The 15242-nt window shown below is 38.7% G+C and carries 14 protein-coding genes; 8 read left to right on the top strand and 6 right to left on the bottom strand.

Annotated elements, in window-relative coordinates; genetic code table 11:
• Positions 1 to 31 precede the first annotated feature (31 nt).
• A complete protein-coding gene (locus ACFSTH_RS15525; RefSeq protein WP_377769449.1) occupies positions 32 to 1675 on the top strand; it encodes a DUF6382 domain-containing protein in 1644 nt (547 codons plus the stop codon).
• On the opposite strand, the gene ACFSTH_RS15520 is transcribed toward ACFSTH_RS15525, so the two are convergent.
• From ACFSTH_RS15520 to ACFSTH_RS15510, 3 genes are all read right to left on the bottom strand, one after another.
• The gene (locus tag ACFSTH_RS15520) at positions 1672 to 2577 is read right to left on the bottom strand and encodes a TIGR01777 family oxidoreductase (protein ID WP_377769448.1); all 906 of its coding nucleotides are present in this window, start codon (positions 2575 to 2577) and stop codon (positions 1672 to 1674) included. The two genes, ACFSTH_RS15525 and ACFSTH_RS15520, sit on opposite strands and share 4 nt — an antisense overlap.
• Positions 2578 to 2631: 54 nt before the next feature.
• On the bottom strand, positions 2632 to 3195 hold the full coding sequence (locus ACFSTH_RS15515; protein WP_377769447.1) for a hypothetical protein: 564 nt from the start codon (positions 3193 to 3195) through the stop codon (positions 2632 to 2634).
• A 108-nt stretch (positions 3196 to 3303) separates the two neighbouring features.
• Entirely contained in the window at positions 3304 to 3741 is a 438-nt protein-coding gene (locus ACFSTH_RS15510) for a DUF2621 family protein (protein WP_377769446.1), read from the bottom strand.
• A gap of 99 nt (positions 3742 to 3840) precedes the next feature.
• Here ACFSTH_RS15510 and ACFSTH_RS15505 point away from each other — a divergent pair, with 99 nt between their 5' ends.
• The 3 genes from ACFSTH_RS15505 (at position 3841) to tkt (ending at position 8057) form a co-directional block, all read left to right on the top strand.
• Positions 3841 to 4956 (top strand): deoxyribonuclease IV, encoded by a 1116-nt coding sequence (locus ACFSTH_RS15505; RefSeq protein ID WP_377769445.1) that lies wholly within the window; start codon positions 3841 to 3843, stop codon positions 4954 to 4956.
• Between the two features lie 121 nt (positions 4957 to 5077).
• The gene (gene purU / locus ACFSTH_RS15500; protein ID WP_377769444.1) at positions 5078 to 5977 is read left to right on the top strand and encodes a formyltetrahydrofolate deformylase; all 900 of its coding nucleotides are present in this window, start codon (positions 5078 to 5080) and stop codon (positions 5975 to 5977) included.
• Positions 5978 to 6038: 61 nt separating this feature from the next.
• Positions 6039 to 8057, top strand: coding sequence for a transketolase (tkt, locus tag ACFSTH_RS15495; RefSeq protein WP_377769443.1), 2019 nt, complete (start codon positions 6039 to 6041; stop codon positions 8055 to 8057).
• Between the two features lie 106 nt (positions 8058 to 8163).
• Here tkt and ACFSTH_RS15490 read toward each other — a convergent pair whose 3' ends face one another.
• Entirely contained in the window at positions 8164 to 8868 is a 705-nt protein-coding gene (locus ACFSTH_RS15490; protein WP_377769442.1) for a glycosyltransferase, read from the bottom strand.
• Positions 8849 to 10834: a glycosyltransferase gene (locus tag ACFSTH_RS15485; protein WP_377769441.1), complete on the bottom strand. Its 1986-nt coding sequence runs from the start codon at positions 10832 to 10834 to the stop codon at positions 8849 to 8851. The genes ACFSTH_RS15490 and ACFSTH_RS15485 overlap by 20 nt, the downstream gene beginning before the upstream one ends.
• A gap of 193 nt (positions 10835 to 11027) precedes the next feature.
• On the opposite strand from ACFSTH_RS15485, the gene ACFSTH_RS15480 reads away from it, so the two are divergent.
• From ACFSTH_RS15480 to fur, 4 genes are all read left to right on the top strand, one after another.
• Entirely contained in the window at positions 11028 to 11549 is a 522-nt protein-coding gene (locus ACFSTH_RS15480) for a DUF420 domain-containing protein (protein WP_377769440.1), read from the top strand.
• An 84-nt stretch (positions 11550 to 11633) separates the two neighbouring features.
• On the top strand, positions 11634 to 12983 hold the full coding sequence (locus ACFSTH_RS15475; protein ID WP_377769439.1) for a glucose-6-phosphate isomerase: 1350 nt from the start codon (positions 11634 to 11636) through the stop codon (positions 12981 to 12983).
• Positions 12984 to 13021: 38 nt separating this feature from the next.
• On the top strand, positions 13022 to 13654 hold the full coding sequence (locus tag ACFSTH_RS15470; protein WP_377769438.1) for a YigZ family protein: 633 nt from the start codon (positions 13022 to 13024) through the stop codon (positions 13652 to 13654).
• A gap of 209 nt (positions 13655 to 13863) precedes the next feature.
• Positions 13864 to 14337 (top strand): ferric iron uptake transcriptional regulator, encoded by a 474-nt coding sequence (gene fur, locus ACFSTH_RS15465; RefSeq protein ID WP_377769437.1) that lies wholly within the window; start codon positions 13864 to 13866, stop codon positions 14335 to 14337.
• Positions 14338 to 14411: 74 nt separating this feature from the next.
• Here the strand turns inward: fur and ACFSTH_RS15460 are convergent, their stop codons facing one another.
• Positions 14412 to 15209 carry a Cof-type HAD-IIB family hydrolase gene (locus ACFSTH_RS15460; RefSeq protein WP_377769436.1) on the bottom strand — a complete coding sequence of 266 codons (798 nt, stop codon included), beginning with the start codon at positions 15207 to 15209 and terminating at the stop codon, positions 14412 to 14414.
• Positions 15210 to 15242 lie beyond the last annotated feature (33 nt).

The raw sequence follows: 15242 nt of genomic DNA, 5'->3' as shown, positions 1-15242 counted from the left end.
AACTTTTATAGTAGGAGGTGTTACATCGCAGTTGAAAGCATTAATGGTAGATTTTACAATGAATCGCGGACATAAAATGATTATTACACGTTCACCTAGTATTGTAAGAACGCAGTTAGAGGAACTAGAATTACAAATATTACAATTTGGAAATATCCCTTTTTTATTACCTGTAGATTGGCTGGAGATGGATGGTGGGTTAAGTTTTATTTATAATTTAGACGGTGTCTCGATGTTAGTACATCGATTACAACGAGCGCCATTTACGATGGATCAATTTTATCATTTAGTGCTTGGTATAGTGGATGCTTTAACTAGTTGTGAAGATTATATGCTACGTTTGGAAGGGTGTTTGCTACATGAGCAATTTGTATATATTGGAGAGCAGTGGCATGATATTAAATTAACGTATATGCCTTTGCTTTATGTAAAAGAAAGTGTGGAATATAGATCATTATTATCATTGATTATGCACTGTACCCTTTATATTGAGCAGCTAGATGGTGCAAGTTTGCAACAAATATTGCGATGTTTTCAGTCAGACGATTGGCCGATTGAATTGTTACGTGCGACTGCTTTGCGGTTAATTGAGCAACGAGAAAAGTCTAGCATTCAAACTGTGAGTATAAATACAAAACAAGAAAAGGAGGAGATCCAAAAAAGCATTCTAGTAAATAATGAAATGAAGCGTGAAAAATTAGATCGTAACGTTACACAGCATACACGTAAAGAGGATGTAAAATTAGGAGATAGAGACAAAATAGTAAACGTAACAGAAGAAGTTGAGGAAGTGAACGGGAAAGAAATAGAAATAGAAGTAGAGGCAGAAATAGAGCAATTATTTAACAGGGAAAGTTCAGAGTCAGTAATTAATGATAAGAGAAAAAGAGTAACGATAGTTATAGCGTTTTTATTTATTGCATTTGTCTGGAGATTTATATATTTTGTAGATTTCACAAATTTTAAACTATATATAAGTATTGCTCTTACTTGTTTTATTATTGCTGTTGCTTACATCATTGCAAGATCAGAAAAAACTAAATCAACGTATGAAGAAGATGAATGGGATAATGATGAATTTGATGTGTTAAAGCAAAAGGAGAAAGTGGAAATAGCAGAAGAGAAGTTTGATTCTTTTCTAAGGAAACAATCGTATAGATCCATCGAAGAGGGTAACCAGAACAGGGAGCAGCAGATAAGTACGATGCAAGCGTGGGACGGTTCATTTCAACACAAACAAGAGAAGCCAGCAGAGGAACTGCTACAGAAAGATCAAACTTCAGAGGCGGCTGCGATACCACCTACAACAGTGTTATCGCTTACATCAATGTTAGAAACAAGTGATTCAGAACAAAGTGATGGGCGGGATCAAAGTTTTAGTTTACAAAGATCATGGGCTGGAGAACCTAAAAAATTTAATTTGTCGGCTAACCTGCGGAAAGTAACCGTCGGTCGAACGGCTGTAATAAAAGACGATGCGATAGGCGTATCACGACTTCATTTGGAAGTTGAACGTAAAGGTGAATCTTATTATATTAAAGATTTAGGCTCGCAAAATGGTAGCACATTAAACGAGATACCGATGGTACCTTACAAATCGTATCGTTTGCAGCTTGCTGATAAAGTACAACTTGCAGGTATTGACGGTCCTATATATGAATTAATAGCTACTTAACTATGGTTTGAATTCGTAAATATTTGCTTCATGGCTACATCAGCGGTCGGATATTGGAATTTAAATCCGCAGTTAAGAGCTTTTTCTGGGATGGCATGCTGCCCCGTTAATAATAGTTGCGACATTTCACCTAGAACAAGTTGTAAAGCCCAACCAGGAAGCGGAAAATAATGTGGCTTGCCTAGTGCACGTCCAATCGCTTTTCCGAATTCATTGTTGGTAATTGGGTGAGGAGCAGAACCATTAACAACACCTTTTATTTCATTGTGATCGATACAATATATAATGAGCTGTGCCAGATCGTCTAAGTGAATCCAAGAGATAGGTTGTTTACCCGGACCAATTTTTCCACCAACTAACAAGCGGTAAGGTAAGCACATAAGCGGAAAAGCTCCGCCTTTGCGGGCAAGGACGACTCCGATTCTAAGTTTGATAAGTCGAGAAGCATTGATCTGATCTGCTGCTTGTTCCCAAGCATGAACAACTTGCGACAAAAAGTCTGATGTTGTTACAGGACTATTTTCATGAAAGATCGTATCCCAATCGTTCCCATATACAGAAATGCCAGAAGCGTTTACAACGACGGGGTTATGTTTGCAAAACGAAAGTAGGTCGGCAAGTTTACTTGCCGACCACAATCTGGAGGAAACAATATTTTGTTTTGCTTTTTTGGTCCAACGCTGATTAATCGTTGCGCCGGATAAATTAACAATAGCATGTACATTTTCAATCAGCGAAGGGGTAGTGGTGATGTCGTCCCAAGTATAGTATTGACTATAGACCAAGTTGGAAGCAGGTTTACTGTGACGAGAAACAATGATCACTTCATCGTCTCGCTGCAATAAAGCTTTTGCCAAAGCTTGTCCAACAAAACCACTACCACCAGCGATAAGTACTTGCATCAATCGTCCCTCCGAGTGAAATATTTAGATTGAAATGGGCGTTATCCAATCGTTTTAATTAGCTTTTTTGATACTCAGTAACGTCCGAACGATACTATTGCTACCATCGTTAAGCGCTTGTTCTGTATACTCAAGTTGTACGGGAACATCGCTATCTAGTTCCTCGATAATAGCTCGAGTCTCATCAGTGAGCTGCATAGATAAAGGTTCGTTGTTAACGTTTATTTCAACAGAATTCGAATCGATTTGTCCTACATATTCACCAGTAGCTTGAATAGGTTGGCTTACTGGATCGGGGCTTTCTGATGTTGCTGAACCATTATCTGTTGGTGTGTCGCCAGGTGCAGTTTGTTCATTTGTTTGGGAACCTGGTTGGCTACCATTATTAGCACCATCTACTGGTTGGTCCGTAGACGATTCGTTATTGTTAGCTACGCCTGAATCTATCATGCCGCTACCTTCAGGTAATTGGTCATTACCAGCTGGCTGTTCGATTTGATTTGGGTTTTCTTTAGGTTTGTTACTATCCCCACATGCAGACACTGTAAGCATTACGGCGAGCAGTAATGCACTGGCTGCTACTTTTTGTGAGTGTCTTCTTTTCTTTGATGAGTTCATAAAATGAACCACCTCCCACATACTAAGACGTTTCAAACACTCATTAGGTTGCATATTTTTTAATTTAATCATTAAATAAGCTAAACGTGACCCATTATTGGCAAGTGATTATTTATTAATCAGATGTTCAAATTGCTTGTACTCAATGCCTTCACGATGCAAAAATGTCATGAGAACACGATAATCACGTTTAGGTGTTGCTCTTATGTAACCTTCCACACAGTGGTCGTATGTGACTTTGTCAGCGCCATATCCGATTGCAACTTCGCCTATTTTTGCAGCGATAGAATGTTTAGCAATATCTCGAAAAGGTCCAGGAACAGGGGCTACAAGTTTATCCAGCATCTCTTTTGATTCATCATTCCAAAGCGGACGGCTTCGCTCTACCCAATAGTTTTGCCAATCGAGCTTTGATTTTCCATCTCTTTTTGGTAATACTTTGAGAAATTTTCGGAACATGAAAAAACCGCCGATCGCCATTGCGACGATCATTACTATTCCCCAAAAAAGAATAAAGTACATAAACCATTCTGGAGTTCCGTTCATATATTATCTCACCTCATTATGAATTATAACGTATTTGTGGCATTTGTTGAACATTCCTTGTAAAATAAAGTGTGACTAATGGTAAAGGAGCAAAACTTAATGATAAATATTGGGTCACACGTATCATTTTCGGATAAAGGGCTGCTGACAGCAGCGACAGAAGCAGTATCTTACGGCTCCAGCACGTTTATGATTTATACTGGTGCGCCGCAAAATACTCGCCGTAAACCAATTGATGCTCTCTATATTGAAGAAGGCAGACAGTTGATGGAACAATCGGGAATTAATGAAATAGTAGTTCACGCTCCATATATTATTAATTTGGCATCATACAAGCCAGATACATTTGAATTAGCAGTTAATTTCCTGCAAGAGGAAATACGTCGCACATCACATATTGGAGTGCGAAATATTGTGCTACATCCTGGAGCTTATACAGATAAAGATGCGGAATTTGGTATTAATCGAATTGCCGAAGGTTTAAATGAGGTATTGGCAGGAACAAAGGAAACAAATGTTAATATAGCGTTAGAAACGATGGCTGGCAAAGGTACCGAAATCGGTCGTAGTTTTGAAGAAATTGCAGCTATAATAGACAAGGTTGAACATAATGAACGATTAACTGTATGTATGGATACTTGTCATATGCATGATGCTGGTTATGATTTAATCGATGATTTGGATGGCGTTTTAGCACAATTTGATCGAGTAGTAGGATTGGATAGAGTTGCAGTAGTTCACGTCAATGATAGTAAAAATAGTCGTGGAGCTAGTAAAGATCGTCATGCACCACTTGGCGCAGGTTGGCTAGGACAAGCTGCATTGAAGCGAGTGATTCATCATGAGCTATTGCAAGGGCGTCCATTTATATTGGAAACTCCTTGGATAGGAAAAGATAGTAAAAAACAACGTCCAATGTATGAAGTGGAAATTGCTTTAATGCGTGATGAGGTAGTGGAACGCTTTGGCGAATCCTTTTTGGAAGACGTGGAGAAAATAGAGCATTATTTCCAGACGAAAGAAATTGTTGCTCGTGAATATATATTATCTACATGGGAAGTGCTACGTGGAGATGCAAAAGCTAGAAAAGCTGATCCGCGTGAACCGATGGAGCGATTGTATGACATGATTTTAGCTGAACAAGTTTTAAATGCAGAATTAACAGAAGAGCAAGTTAATCATCGTCTTACTGCTTGGTTTGCTAAAGGAAATTAACTTTTAGATAATAGACTCATTTTATTTATAGATAGCGACTTGTAAGAAATTATTTCGTTATCAAGTAATGAATAATTTATGTAAAGGTAATGGATAATTAATGTAAAGGAAGTTGAAATTTATGCCGGCGCAATATAATTCTGTAGTTGCAGCTGTAAACAATAAAAATGCTAATCGAGCAAGAATGCTAATCTCCTGCCCAGATCGACCAGGTATTGTATCTGCAGTATCGCAGTTTTTATACGAGCATGGAGCTAACATTATTCAATCCGATCAATATACGATGGATCCAGAAGGCGGCATGTTCTTTATTCGTTTTGAGTTTGAGTTAAAGGATATGGATCGAGAGTTACCAGTTATTGTAGAAGATTTCACAAGAGTGGCTGATCGATTTGATATGAAGTGGCATACATTTCGAGCAAGTCGTAAAAAAAGAATCGCAATTTTTGTTTCAAAGGAAGATCATTGTTTGATGGAGCTACTTTGGCAATGGCAATCCGGGGAATTAGATGCAGACATATCTATGGTTATTAGTAACCATAACGATATGAGGGAACAAGTTGAATCGTTCGGTATACCTTATCATCATATACCTGTAACAGCAGATACGAAAGCCGAAGCGGAACGTAAGCAAATCGAGGTAATTGCGGATAAAGTAGATATGATAGTACTCGCTCGTTATATGCAAATTGTATCTCCAAAATTTATTGAGCAGTTCCCGAATCGAATAATTAACATCCATCATTCCTTCTTACCAGCTTTTATAGGAGGTAAACCATATGCGCAAGCCTATCAACGAGGAGTAAAGATAATCGGTGCAACTGCGCATTATGTGACGGAGGAGTTAGATGGTGGTCCTATCATTGAACAGGATGTGCAGCGAGTAACGCATCGACACAATGTAGACGAGTTGAAACGAATGGGACGTACGATTGAAAAAGTTGTTTTAGCTAGAGCAGTTAAATGGCATTTAGAAGATCGGATATTGGTTCATCAGAATAAGACGGTTGTTTTCAATTAATTAGCAGTGTTACAATGAGCAAAGTATATAAATAGAAAAAAGTGTAATTGGAGGATTTTGTATGATTCAACAACAAAAATCAATCGATCAACTGTCGATTGATACTATTCGTACGTTATCTATCGATGCGATTGAAAAAGCGAAGTCTGGTCACCCAGGAATGCCGATGGGATCAGCACCGATGGGTTATCAGTTATTCGCTAAAAATATGGTGCATAATCCTGCTAATCCAGACTGGGTAAATCGTGATCGTTTTGTCCTGTCAGCAGGACACGGGTCGATGCTTCTTTATAGTTTGTTACATTTGAGCGGTTACGAGTTGCCAATGGAAGAATTGAAAAATTTCAGACAGTGGGGATCATTAACTCCAGGACATCCAGAATACCGACACACGAAAGGTGTCGATGCGACTACTGGTCCACTAGGTCAAGGGGTAGCGATGGCGGTTGGAATGGCAATGGCAGAAGCACATATGGCAACTGTATACAATAAACCTAACTATTCTCTTATCGACCACTATACGTATTCTATTTGTGGTGACGGTGATTTGATGGAAGGAATTTCTCACGAAGCGGCTTCACTTGCTGGTCATTTGCAGTTGGGTAAATTAATTGTGCTGTACGATTCGAATGATATTTCATTGGATGGCGCATTAGATTTATCTTATTCAGAGACAGTACAAAGTCGTTTTGAAGGATATGGCTGGCAAGTGCTACGTGTCACTGATGGTAATGATCTAGCTGCGCTTGCACAAGCAGTAGCAGATGCTCAAGCGGAGCAAGGAAAACCAACCCTTATTGAAGTGAAGACGGTTATTGGATATGGAAGTCCAAATAAAGGTGGCAAGGGCGGTAGTGCTGGTCCACATGGTTCACCACTTGGAACGGAAGAGACTCGTCTAACGAAACAAGTATATGGTTGGCAAGAAGATCATGAGTTTCATGTGCCAGACGAAGTTAGCGCTCATTTTGCCGAAATAAAAGCTGCTGGCGAACAAGCAAATGCTAAGTGGGATCAATTGTTTGTACAATATAAAGAAGCATATCCAGAACTTGCAAAGCAATTTGAGATTGCAGTAAACGGCGACTTGCCTGCTGGTTGGGATGAGCAATTGCCAGTATACGAAGAAGGCAGCAATCCGCTATCGACTCGTGTAGCATCTGGTAATGCACTTCAAGTGTTGTCGCAATCTGTTCCTCAGCTAATTGGCGGTTCAGCGGATCTAGAAAGTTCAACGATGACGCACATGAAAGGTATTACACAGTTTAAGCCAGACAGTTATGAAGGACGGAACGTATACTTTGGTGTACGGGAATTCGGTATGGCAGCAGCTATGAACGGGATGAGCTTACATACTGGTGTGAAAGTGTTCGGTGGAACATTCTTTGTCTTTACCGATTACTTGCGTCCAGCTATTCGATTGGCGGCACTAATGAAGTTGCCAGTCGTCTATGTACTTACTCATGATAGTATTGCAGTCGGTGAAGATGGTCCTACTCATGAGCCGATTGAGCAACTAGCTTCTTTGCGAATTATTCCTGATTTGACGGTTATCCGTCCGGCTGATGCTAATGAAACTTCAGCAGCATGGGCATATGCTTTAGAAAACAAAGAGAATCCTGTAGCGCTTGTACTAACGAGACAAAACTTACCGATATTGCCAGGTACTGCGCAAGAAGCTCGGGAACAAGTGAAAAAAGGTGCTTATGTTATCGCAGATGCAGCGAATGGTAAGCCACAAGTCCAATTATTGGCGACAGGTTCAGAAGTTCAACTAGCGTTGGCTGCTAAGCAACAATTAGAGCAGGAAGGAATCGCTGCTCGAGTTGTTAGTATGCCTAGCTGGGATCTATTCGAAAAACAACCTAAAGCATATCGTCAATCGGTTATTTTACCAGAAGTAAAAGCAAGATTAGCGATTGAGATGGCACATCCATTCGGTTGGCACAAATATGTTGGGGAAGATGGAGATATCGTAGCGATTGATCGCTTCGGCGCATCTGCACCTGGTGATCGTGTCATAAAAGAATATGGTTTTACAGTAGAAAACATTGTTACTAGAGTGAAAGCATTACTGTAGTAACGTCAAAAAGCCTCTTTACTGAAGGGAATGAAATCATTCCACTTACCAAGTAAAGAGGCTTTTCTTATTGGTATTTTAATGGTTGATTGAGATAGTGGGATCGCTAGTCAAAGGGAATTAAGTTTGGGGTAGCATCCAAAATGGAATGATATTGTTCTAACCAGCCATCTTTTCCATCACCATCTAGCTCCATATAACGTTGAAACTTTGTTTGTCGGTCTGCTTCTCTTGCCCAACCGAAATGTTGGATGCGCAGTTGATGCAAGTGGTAAGGGAAGTCGGAAATGGATAGAGGAAATCTACCGCTATGTTGATCAGACTCTTTCCATATATAGTCTATATTTGGTTTATAGCGAACTAAAAAAGGACGATATAAGTGATGTGCTCTCCAATAGTGATCATCTCGATAGTGCGTATTGTTCCACATATCAAATAAACGAAAATATATGGCATCGCTACTTGTTGACTGCAAAAATAGTTTTAATGCGTGACCATCGTTATTTTCAAACCATTCATCAGCATCTAAATTTAATATCCATTCTGGGTTTGTAGCGATGGTTTCTTGCCACTGCTGCTTACGCAAATCTACTTCATGATGAAATGTAGAGTGCGGATTGCAAATTAATTTTAACGGAATATCGTGTAGTACTTCTTTGCACATCGCTACTGTATGATCGTTGCTACCATCGTCAATAATGACAGCCTGATCGATAAATTGGCGATGATTTGTTAGTGCTTGACGTAAATGGCGATTAGCTTCGTTGCGAACAATCATAGACAATGTTACTTTAGGCATCGAGTTGGTCATCACGTATATCCTCTTCATCAGTAGTATCTTTATTTTGTAGATCAAGTGCATGTTTTAATTGCGCTTGTTTTTCGAGTAAGAAAGGAAGTGTATTATTATAAGAAACGGTTAATTCGATATAAGAAAGTGCTTCTTCCAATTGTCCCATTTGTTCATGGCAAAGTGTAAGCTGCAAAGCTGGAAACCACGTCCAATACGAGCTATCTGGTGCTAAGTCACTGTCATTTGATGTGGATTTTATAATATCTAATGCTGCATTCAACCAATAACTCGCTTCTTTTAATTGCTTCTCTTCCATCAACATAGCGCCAATCCGACATAGAGCTTCCGGTTGTGGAATACCGAGTCGGAACGAATGAAATAGTGCATACCACTGCATATTTTTGTCGCCTTCTATTTGATAGCAATCGGCTAACGAATAGCACGCTCGTGCTTTTTCACTGTTAGGTATATCTTTTTGTTCCAAAAATCGTTCATACTGATGAATGGCATCTGCATATTGTTGATTGTATTTTAATTCATTTCCATAATAGTATTGGTCTCGAGAAGTAAGTGGGATATTGTCAGCGATCATCTGTTGATAAATAGGTAAATAGCGTTTTTTAGGAGCATCTTTAGTTTCTCGCGAAATTTTAACGGTGCTTTTTTTCGTTTGATAATGGTCAGGTAACGTTAAATATTCGTATGCAGCGCTGGTCCATAGCGGTTCATTGGTTTGTTTGATTAAACGGTACTGATAGGAGTGGAAGTATTTGGGGCGTTCGCTTAATTGTTCACTAGTGGATGGTGTAAGAAAAGCGATAGCATCAATATTATTAGCAACAGCAGTTGCAAGCTCCTCTTGTAATTGTTTGAAAGTAGCTTTATTTTCTTCTAATAAAACTTCATCAGGGTGAAGCCATAGGACATATTTTTGTGTAGCTTTGCTAAATGATAAATTGCGGGCGGCGGCATAATCTAAATTTCCTTCGAAAGAAATAATATTGTTGGTATAGGAAGCGGCAATCTGTGTTGTACGGTCAGTAGAGCCCAAATCGACGATAATTATTTCATCTACAAAAGTAGCAACGGAATGTAAACATCTTTCCAGCGTTTGTTCGTCATTGTGTACGACCATACATAAACTTATTGTTGCTTTTGTTTGTTGAGCTTGGTAATCTAAAATTTTCTTTTTATATTGCTCAGCCCCTGCTAGATCGGGTTCGCGATAAATGTGAAAAGCAGGTTCTGAAGTATCGACATGCAATGGAATACCAAGGGCGACAGCGCGAATACAAAAGTGCCGATCTTCTCCCCAAAAAGATACATTATCAATGCGTTTAAAGTTAACTCCTTTTTCTAAAGCGGAGCGTCTAATTAAAGTACATGCGCCTAATCCGCCTACTTCATATACACCAGGAATACGCATTTGGTGAAGAAATTCGGTCGTTTGCTGCAAAACCTCTTGTTCAGCGACTGACTGACTACCATTTTTGCGATAAAATGAATATTCATCCATTAACCAAACCTGTGGCATCTCACCGGTGTTTTGTTGCCACTTCGTCCAAAAAATATTAGAAATGATCGGTTTATTTGTTTCAAACAGACGATTAATAGTATCGGGAAAGATCATAATATCGGAATCAATAAGCATTAATGCGTCATAGTTATGCTTGAGTGCATATTCTATTACGTTGTTTTTGATAGTGGCTACTTTATTAATTAAGTTATCATTCCAAAAGTGAGTGTGGTCATTACGATAATAGCTTTCAGCGTTCGTTTGTTCATGCTTAATGATCGTTACATTTTCACGCGCCTCTTTATATTGCTCTAACAATAAGCTTGATGCTTCGTCTTCGTTATCGTCAACAAAAAGGATGTCAAGCTGATAATCTTGTTTTTCTAAACAATGCAGAGCAAATAGAAAATAGGCTAAAATGATTGGTTTTTGGTTAACAGGGCTAGCAAGTAAAATTTTTGTTTGCATAAGAGCTCCTTTCCATACAGGGCTAATTAAATTGTTCATTGTAGTAATATATGTGGATATTGTCTAAAGTGAACTGTTCTTCTGTAACAATTCATGGGATTGTGACAAAAACGATGAAAAAGCGATTGTAACGGGAGTGAGATTTAAGCTAAAGTATAAGATGTGAACATAAATCATTGGAGGAACGTCGTAGATGAAAGAAAAAAATTACACACCGCTTGTGGCGGTATTGACCGTTGTAATTGTCGGTCTTGTCGCTGTACTATTTTTTCTACCTGCTTATAGTGGAGAAATTGGTTTTGATCTGTTAATGCTGCCATTGTTGAATGCTATATTTAACAGTTTTACGTTTTTGTTTTTGGTCATTGCGTTATTTGCGATTAAAAAGAAAAATATTCGAATGCATCGTAGCTTTGTATTAGCGGCATTTGTCACTACCACATTGTTTTTACTATCGTATGTGACGTATCACTTTTTGTCTGAATCAACATCATACGGTGGAGATGGGATTGCCAAAGGGATTTATTTTTTCATCTTAATTACGCATATATTATTGGCGATTGTCGTTGTGCCACTGGCATTATTATCGTTATTTCGTGGGCTTGCCAATCAAGTAGACAAACATCGCAAAATTGCTCGTTGGACTATGCCGATCTGGCTGTATGTTAGTTTGAGCGGAGTAATCGTTTATTTGATGATATCACCATACTATTAATCGTTATTTGTAGTTTTTAACCTTGTTTTTGTAAGACAAATCCGATATTCTTAATAGAAGTAAAATGAGGGGGTATTTATTTCCATGACTAAAGCAGTTCACTTTGATTACAGTAAAGCATTATCGTTTGTCGGACAACATGAAGTAGATTATTTTACAGATGCGGTTAAACTTGCTCATGAGCAACTGCATAATGGAACTGGTGCTGGTTCTGATTATTTAGGTTGGATCGATTTGCCAACTAATTATAATAAAGAAGAGTTTGCCCGTATTAAACAAGCAGCAAGCAAAATTCAATCCGATTCTGAAGTACTAATCGTTATCGGTATTGGTGGATCTTACTTGGGAGCTCGTGCTGCAATCGAAATGCTTTCGCATTCTTTTTATAATATATTACCGAAAGATGCTCGCAAAACACCGCAAGTATTGTTCGCAGGAAATAATATTAGCTCAACTTATGTAACACATCTTATGCAGCTATTGGAAGGTAGAGATTGGTCTGTTAACATCATATCAAAATCTGGTACAACGACAGAGCCTGCCATTGCATTCCGTCTATTCCGTGCAGAGCTAGAGAAGAAGTATGGAAAAGAAGAAGCACGCAAACGTATCTATGCAACGACTGATGCTTCCAAAGGCGCACTAAAAAAGCTTTCTACTGAAGAAGGATACGAGTCATTTATTATTCCAGACGATGTAGGTGGACGTTATTCTGTATTAACAGCTGTTGGTTTGCTTCCAATTGCGGTAGCAGGAATTGATATTGATGCGATGATGACTGGTGCTGCAACAGCTTCAGCAGAATACGCGAATCCTAATTTGGCAGAGAACGAAGCATATCAATATGCAGCAATTCGTAATGCGCTATATCGCAAAGGAAAAGTAACTGAAATTTTAGCTAACTATGAGCCGGGTCTACATTTCGTATCGGAATGGTGGAAGCAATTATTTGGCGAGAGTGAAGGAAAAGATTATAAAGGAATTTATCCGGCAGCGGTTGATTTTTCTACTGATTTGCACTCGATGGGCCAGTTCATTCAAGAAGGAAATCGTAATATTTTTGAAACAGTTATTCAAGTGAAGGAAGTTGCACACCATCTATCGATTGGTCATGATGAAGATGATTTGGATGGATTGAATTTCTTAACTGGAAAAACATTAGATTTCGTGAACAAAAAAGCTTTTGAAGGAACGTTGTTAGCTCATACAGATGGGCAAGTTCCGAACTTGATCGTTAATATTAATGATATGACACCATATACATTTGGTTATTTAGTATATTTCTTCGAAAAAGCTTGTGCGTTAAGTGGCTACTTATTGGGTGTTGATCCATTTGATCAGCCAGGAGTAGAGGCATATAAGAAAAATATGTTTGCACTACTTGGTAAACCAGGATTTGAAAAAGAAAAAGCGGAACTTGAAGCTCGTCTGTAAAAGAGAAGATCCCGATAGAAGGGTAGCGAGATGATATTATGCTGAAACGTTATACGACAGTAAGACGTGAAGCAAACGAAGAAATAGTTATCAAAAAATCACGATTTATAGGACACGCAAAGCCTGTAGAAACAGAAGCAGAAGCGATTGCTTTTATTGATCAAATTAAACGACAGCATCGAATGGCTACTCATAATTGCTCCGCTTACGTTGTAGGGGAGCGGGACGAACATCAGAAAGCATCTGATGACGGGGAGCCAAGCGGTACGGCAGGTAAACCGATTTTGGAAGTGATCAAAAATAAACGGTTAAAAAATGTTGTTGTTGTCGTTACACGATATTTTGGTGGCATTATGCTTGGTGCAGGTGGACTTGTTCGGGCTTATACAGACGGAGCGGTAGTTGGCATAGAAGCAGCCGAAGAAATCGAATATGTTTTGCATCGTGAAGTGTTAGTAGATGTTGATTATACGTGGTATGGTAGATTAGAAAATGAGCTACATAATCGCGGTACTCGAGTGGGGGAAGCGGAATTTACCGATCGTGTAATTGTACGCTGTTTGCCGGAGGTAGACGATGAACAATCGTTTGTTGAGTGGATGACTGATCTTACGCAAGGGCAAGCCAATATTACGATTGGTGAAGTAATCTACTTTATTAATGGTGAATAATCGAAGATAAATAGGAGAGCAGTTGTTCAGGAGGAAATCCTGTTCAACTGTTTTTTTGTTCACAAATGTTCAAAAATGATTAGAAAATACGGATAAAAGTTTGAATGTGACGAGAAGTGGTTGCGCATTTTATTGAAATAGCATAACATTAGATTAGAATTATTATAAAAGAAGACGTGATGTACGTGGAAGAGAGGGGGATCTATTCAATGAGCATATCAACTGAGATTGATAAAGTAAAACGAAGCTTAATGGAAAATGGCTATAAATTAACGACTCAGCGAGAAATCATTGTTCGTGTATTATTAGAGCACGAAAGAGATCATTTAAGCGCTGAGGATGTATATATGTTAGTAAAACAAAAATTTCCCGAAATTGGATTAGCTACCGTCTATAGAACGTTAGAGTTACTTGCGGAATTGAATATTGTAGCGAAGATGAATTTTGGAGATGGCGTTGCTCGATTCGATCTCCGCGGCGAAGATCACGAACATATGCATCATCATCTTATTTGTGATATATGTGGAGCGTTAGAAGAAATAAAAGAAGATTGGCTTACGAGCTTAGAAGAAAAATTAGAAAAAGAGTTTGGTTTCAAAGTACACGACCATCGTCTTGATTTTATAGGTACATTTAATGAATGTGAAAAAGGTAATTGCAAACGCGATAAGTCCGCGGTTTAAAGTTCGAATAATAGTGCAGGCCTCTATTCAGTCAACTGATGACGAGTAGGGGCCTGTCGTATATTACGGACGATTTATGAGTGGAGTACAAATTTGTCAATAACTTCTTTTACGCCGTCGTCATTGTTTGTTGCGGTAATGTAGTCGGCGATTGCTTTTAATTGTGGCGTGGCGTTGCCCATTGCTACACCCAATCCTGCTAGTTCGATCATATCGTGATCATTCCAAGAATCACCGATGGCTATCGTTTCTTCCATTGTGCAGCCTATATGTTCGGCTAGAAACTGTAAGGCATGTCCTTTCGTTCCTTTTGGATGTGTAATTTCTAAAAAGGATGATTTGGATTTTGTAATATTAAGCTCTTGACCTGTTAATTGGTGCAAGTCCTTAGCTATTTGATCGAGATCTTGCTGTTCATCGATAATAAGTAGTTTATTTAGTGGTTTGGTAACTAAAGATTTGTAATCCGTTTCAATTTGATAAGGGATATGTCGTATTTGTGCATATTGTTGAATGATCTCATTATCTTCTAATCCGTATAATTGATCATCGATAAAAAATTGTAAATGTAATTGATGCATAGCGGCGTAATCTGCGATAATTGCAGCAGCTTCTTTTGGTACAGATTGAGAGTATAAAACCACTTCGTCTTGCAAAGTTTTGACTAGAGCTCCTTGATACGTAATAATAGGAACATCGAGATTTATTTGACGAGCGATTTGTTTGGCAGAAGCATACATGCGACCTGTAGCAAGTGTAATCGTCACTCCTTGCTCTACTGCTTTTTGCAAAGCAGCTTGATTGGCAGCCGAAATAATAAGTTCATCGTTAAGTAATGTGTCATCTACATCAATTGCAACTAATTTATACATACTATGTAGTAAAGCTCCTTTCATTATCGAACC

The sequence above is a fragment of the Paenibacillus yanchengensis genome, assembly GCF_042684845.1.
GTDB lineage: Bacteria > Bacillota > Bacilli > Paenibacillales > Paenibacillaceae > Pristimantibacillus > Pristimantibacillus yanchengensis.
The sequence above is the reverse complement of the archived record's forward strand: the minus strand, read 5'-3'. Positions and strand labels throughout refer to the sequence as shown.

Excerpts from the sequence above, each read along its gene's own strand:
- ACFSTH_RS15520 (WP_377769448.1), bottom strand. The coding sequence starts at position 2,577 with ATGCAAGTACTTATCGCTGGTGGTAGTGGTTTTGTTGGACAAGCTTTG.
- ACFSTH_RS15515 (WP_377769447.1), bottom strand. The coding sequence starts at position 3,195 with ATGAACTCATCAAAGAAAAGAAGACACTCACAAAAAGTAGCAGCCAGT.
- ACFSTH_RS15510 (WP_377769446.1), bottom strand. The coding sequence starts at position 3,741 with ATGAACGGAACTCCAGAATGGTTTATGTACTTTATTCTTTTTTGGGGA.
- ACFSTH_RS15505 (WP_377769445.1), top strand. The coding sequence starts at position 3,841 with ATGATAAATATTGGGTCACACGTATCATTTTCGGATAAAGGGCTGCTG.
- purU (WP_377769444.1), top strand. The coding sequence starts at position 5,078 with ATGCCGGCGCAATATAATTCTGTAGTTGCAGCTGTAAACAATAAAAAT.
- tkt (WP_377769443.1), top strand. The coding sequence starts at position 6,039 with ATGATTCAACAACAAAAATCAATCGATCAACTGTCGATTGATACTATT.
- ACFSTH_RS15490 (WP_377769442.1), bottom strand. The coding sequence starts at position 8,868 with ATGACCAACTCGATGCCTAAAGTAACATTGTCTATGATTGTTCGCAAC.
- ACFSTH_RS15485 (WP_377769441.1), bottom strand. The coding sequence starts at position 10,834 with ATGCAAACAAAAATTTTACTTGCTAGCCCTGTTAACCAAAAACCAATC.
- ACFSTH_RS15480 (WP_377769440.1), top strand. The coding sequence starts at position 11,028 with ATGAAAGAAAAAAATTACACACCGCTTGTGGCGGTATTGACCGTTGTA.
- ACFSTH_RS15475 (WP_377769439.1), top strand. The coding sequence starts at position 11,634 with ATGACTAAAGCAGTTCACTTTGATTACAGTAAAGCATTATCGTTTGTC.
- ACFSTH_RS15470 (WP_377769438.1), top strand. The coding sequence starts at position 13,022 with ATGCTGAAACGTTATACGACAGTAAGACGTGAAGCAAACGAAGAAATA.
- fur (WP_377769437.1), top strand. The coding sequence starts at position 13,864 with ATGAGCATATCAACTGAGATTGATAAAGTAAAACGAAGCTTAATGGAA.
- ACFSTH_RS15460 (WP_377769436.1), bottom strand. The coding sequence starts at position 15,209 with ATGTATAAATTAGTTGCAATTGATGTAGATGACACATTACTTAACGAT.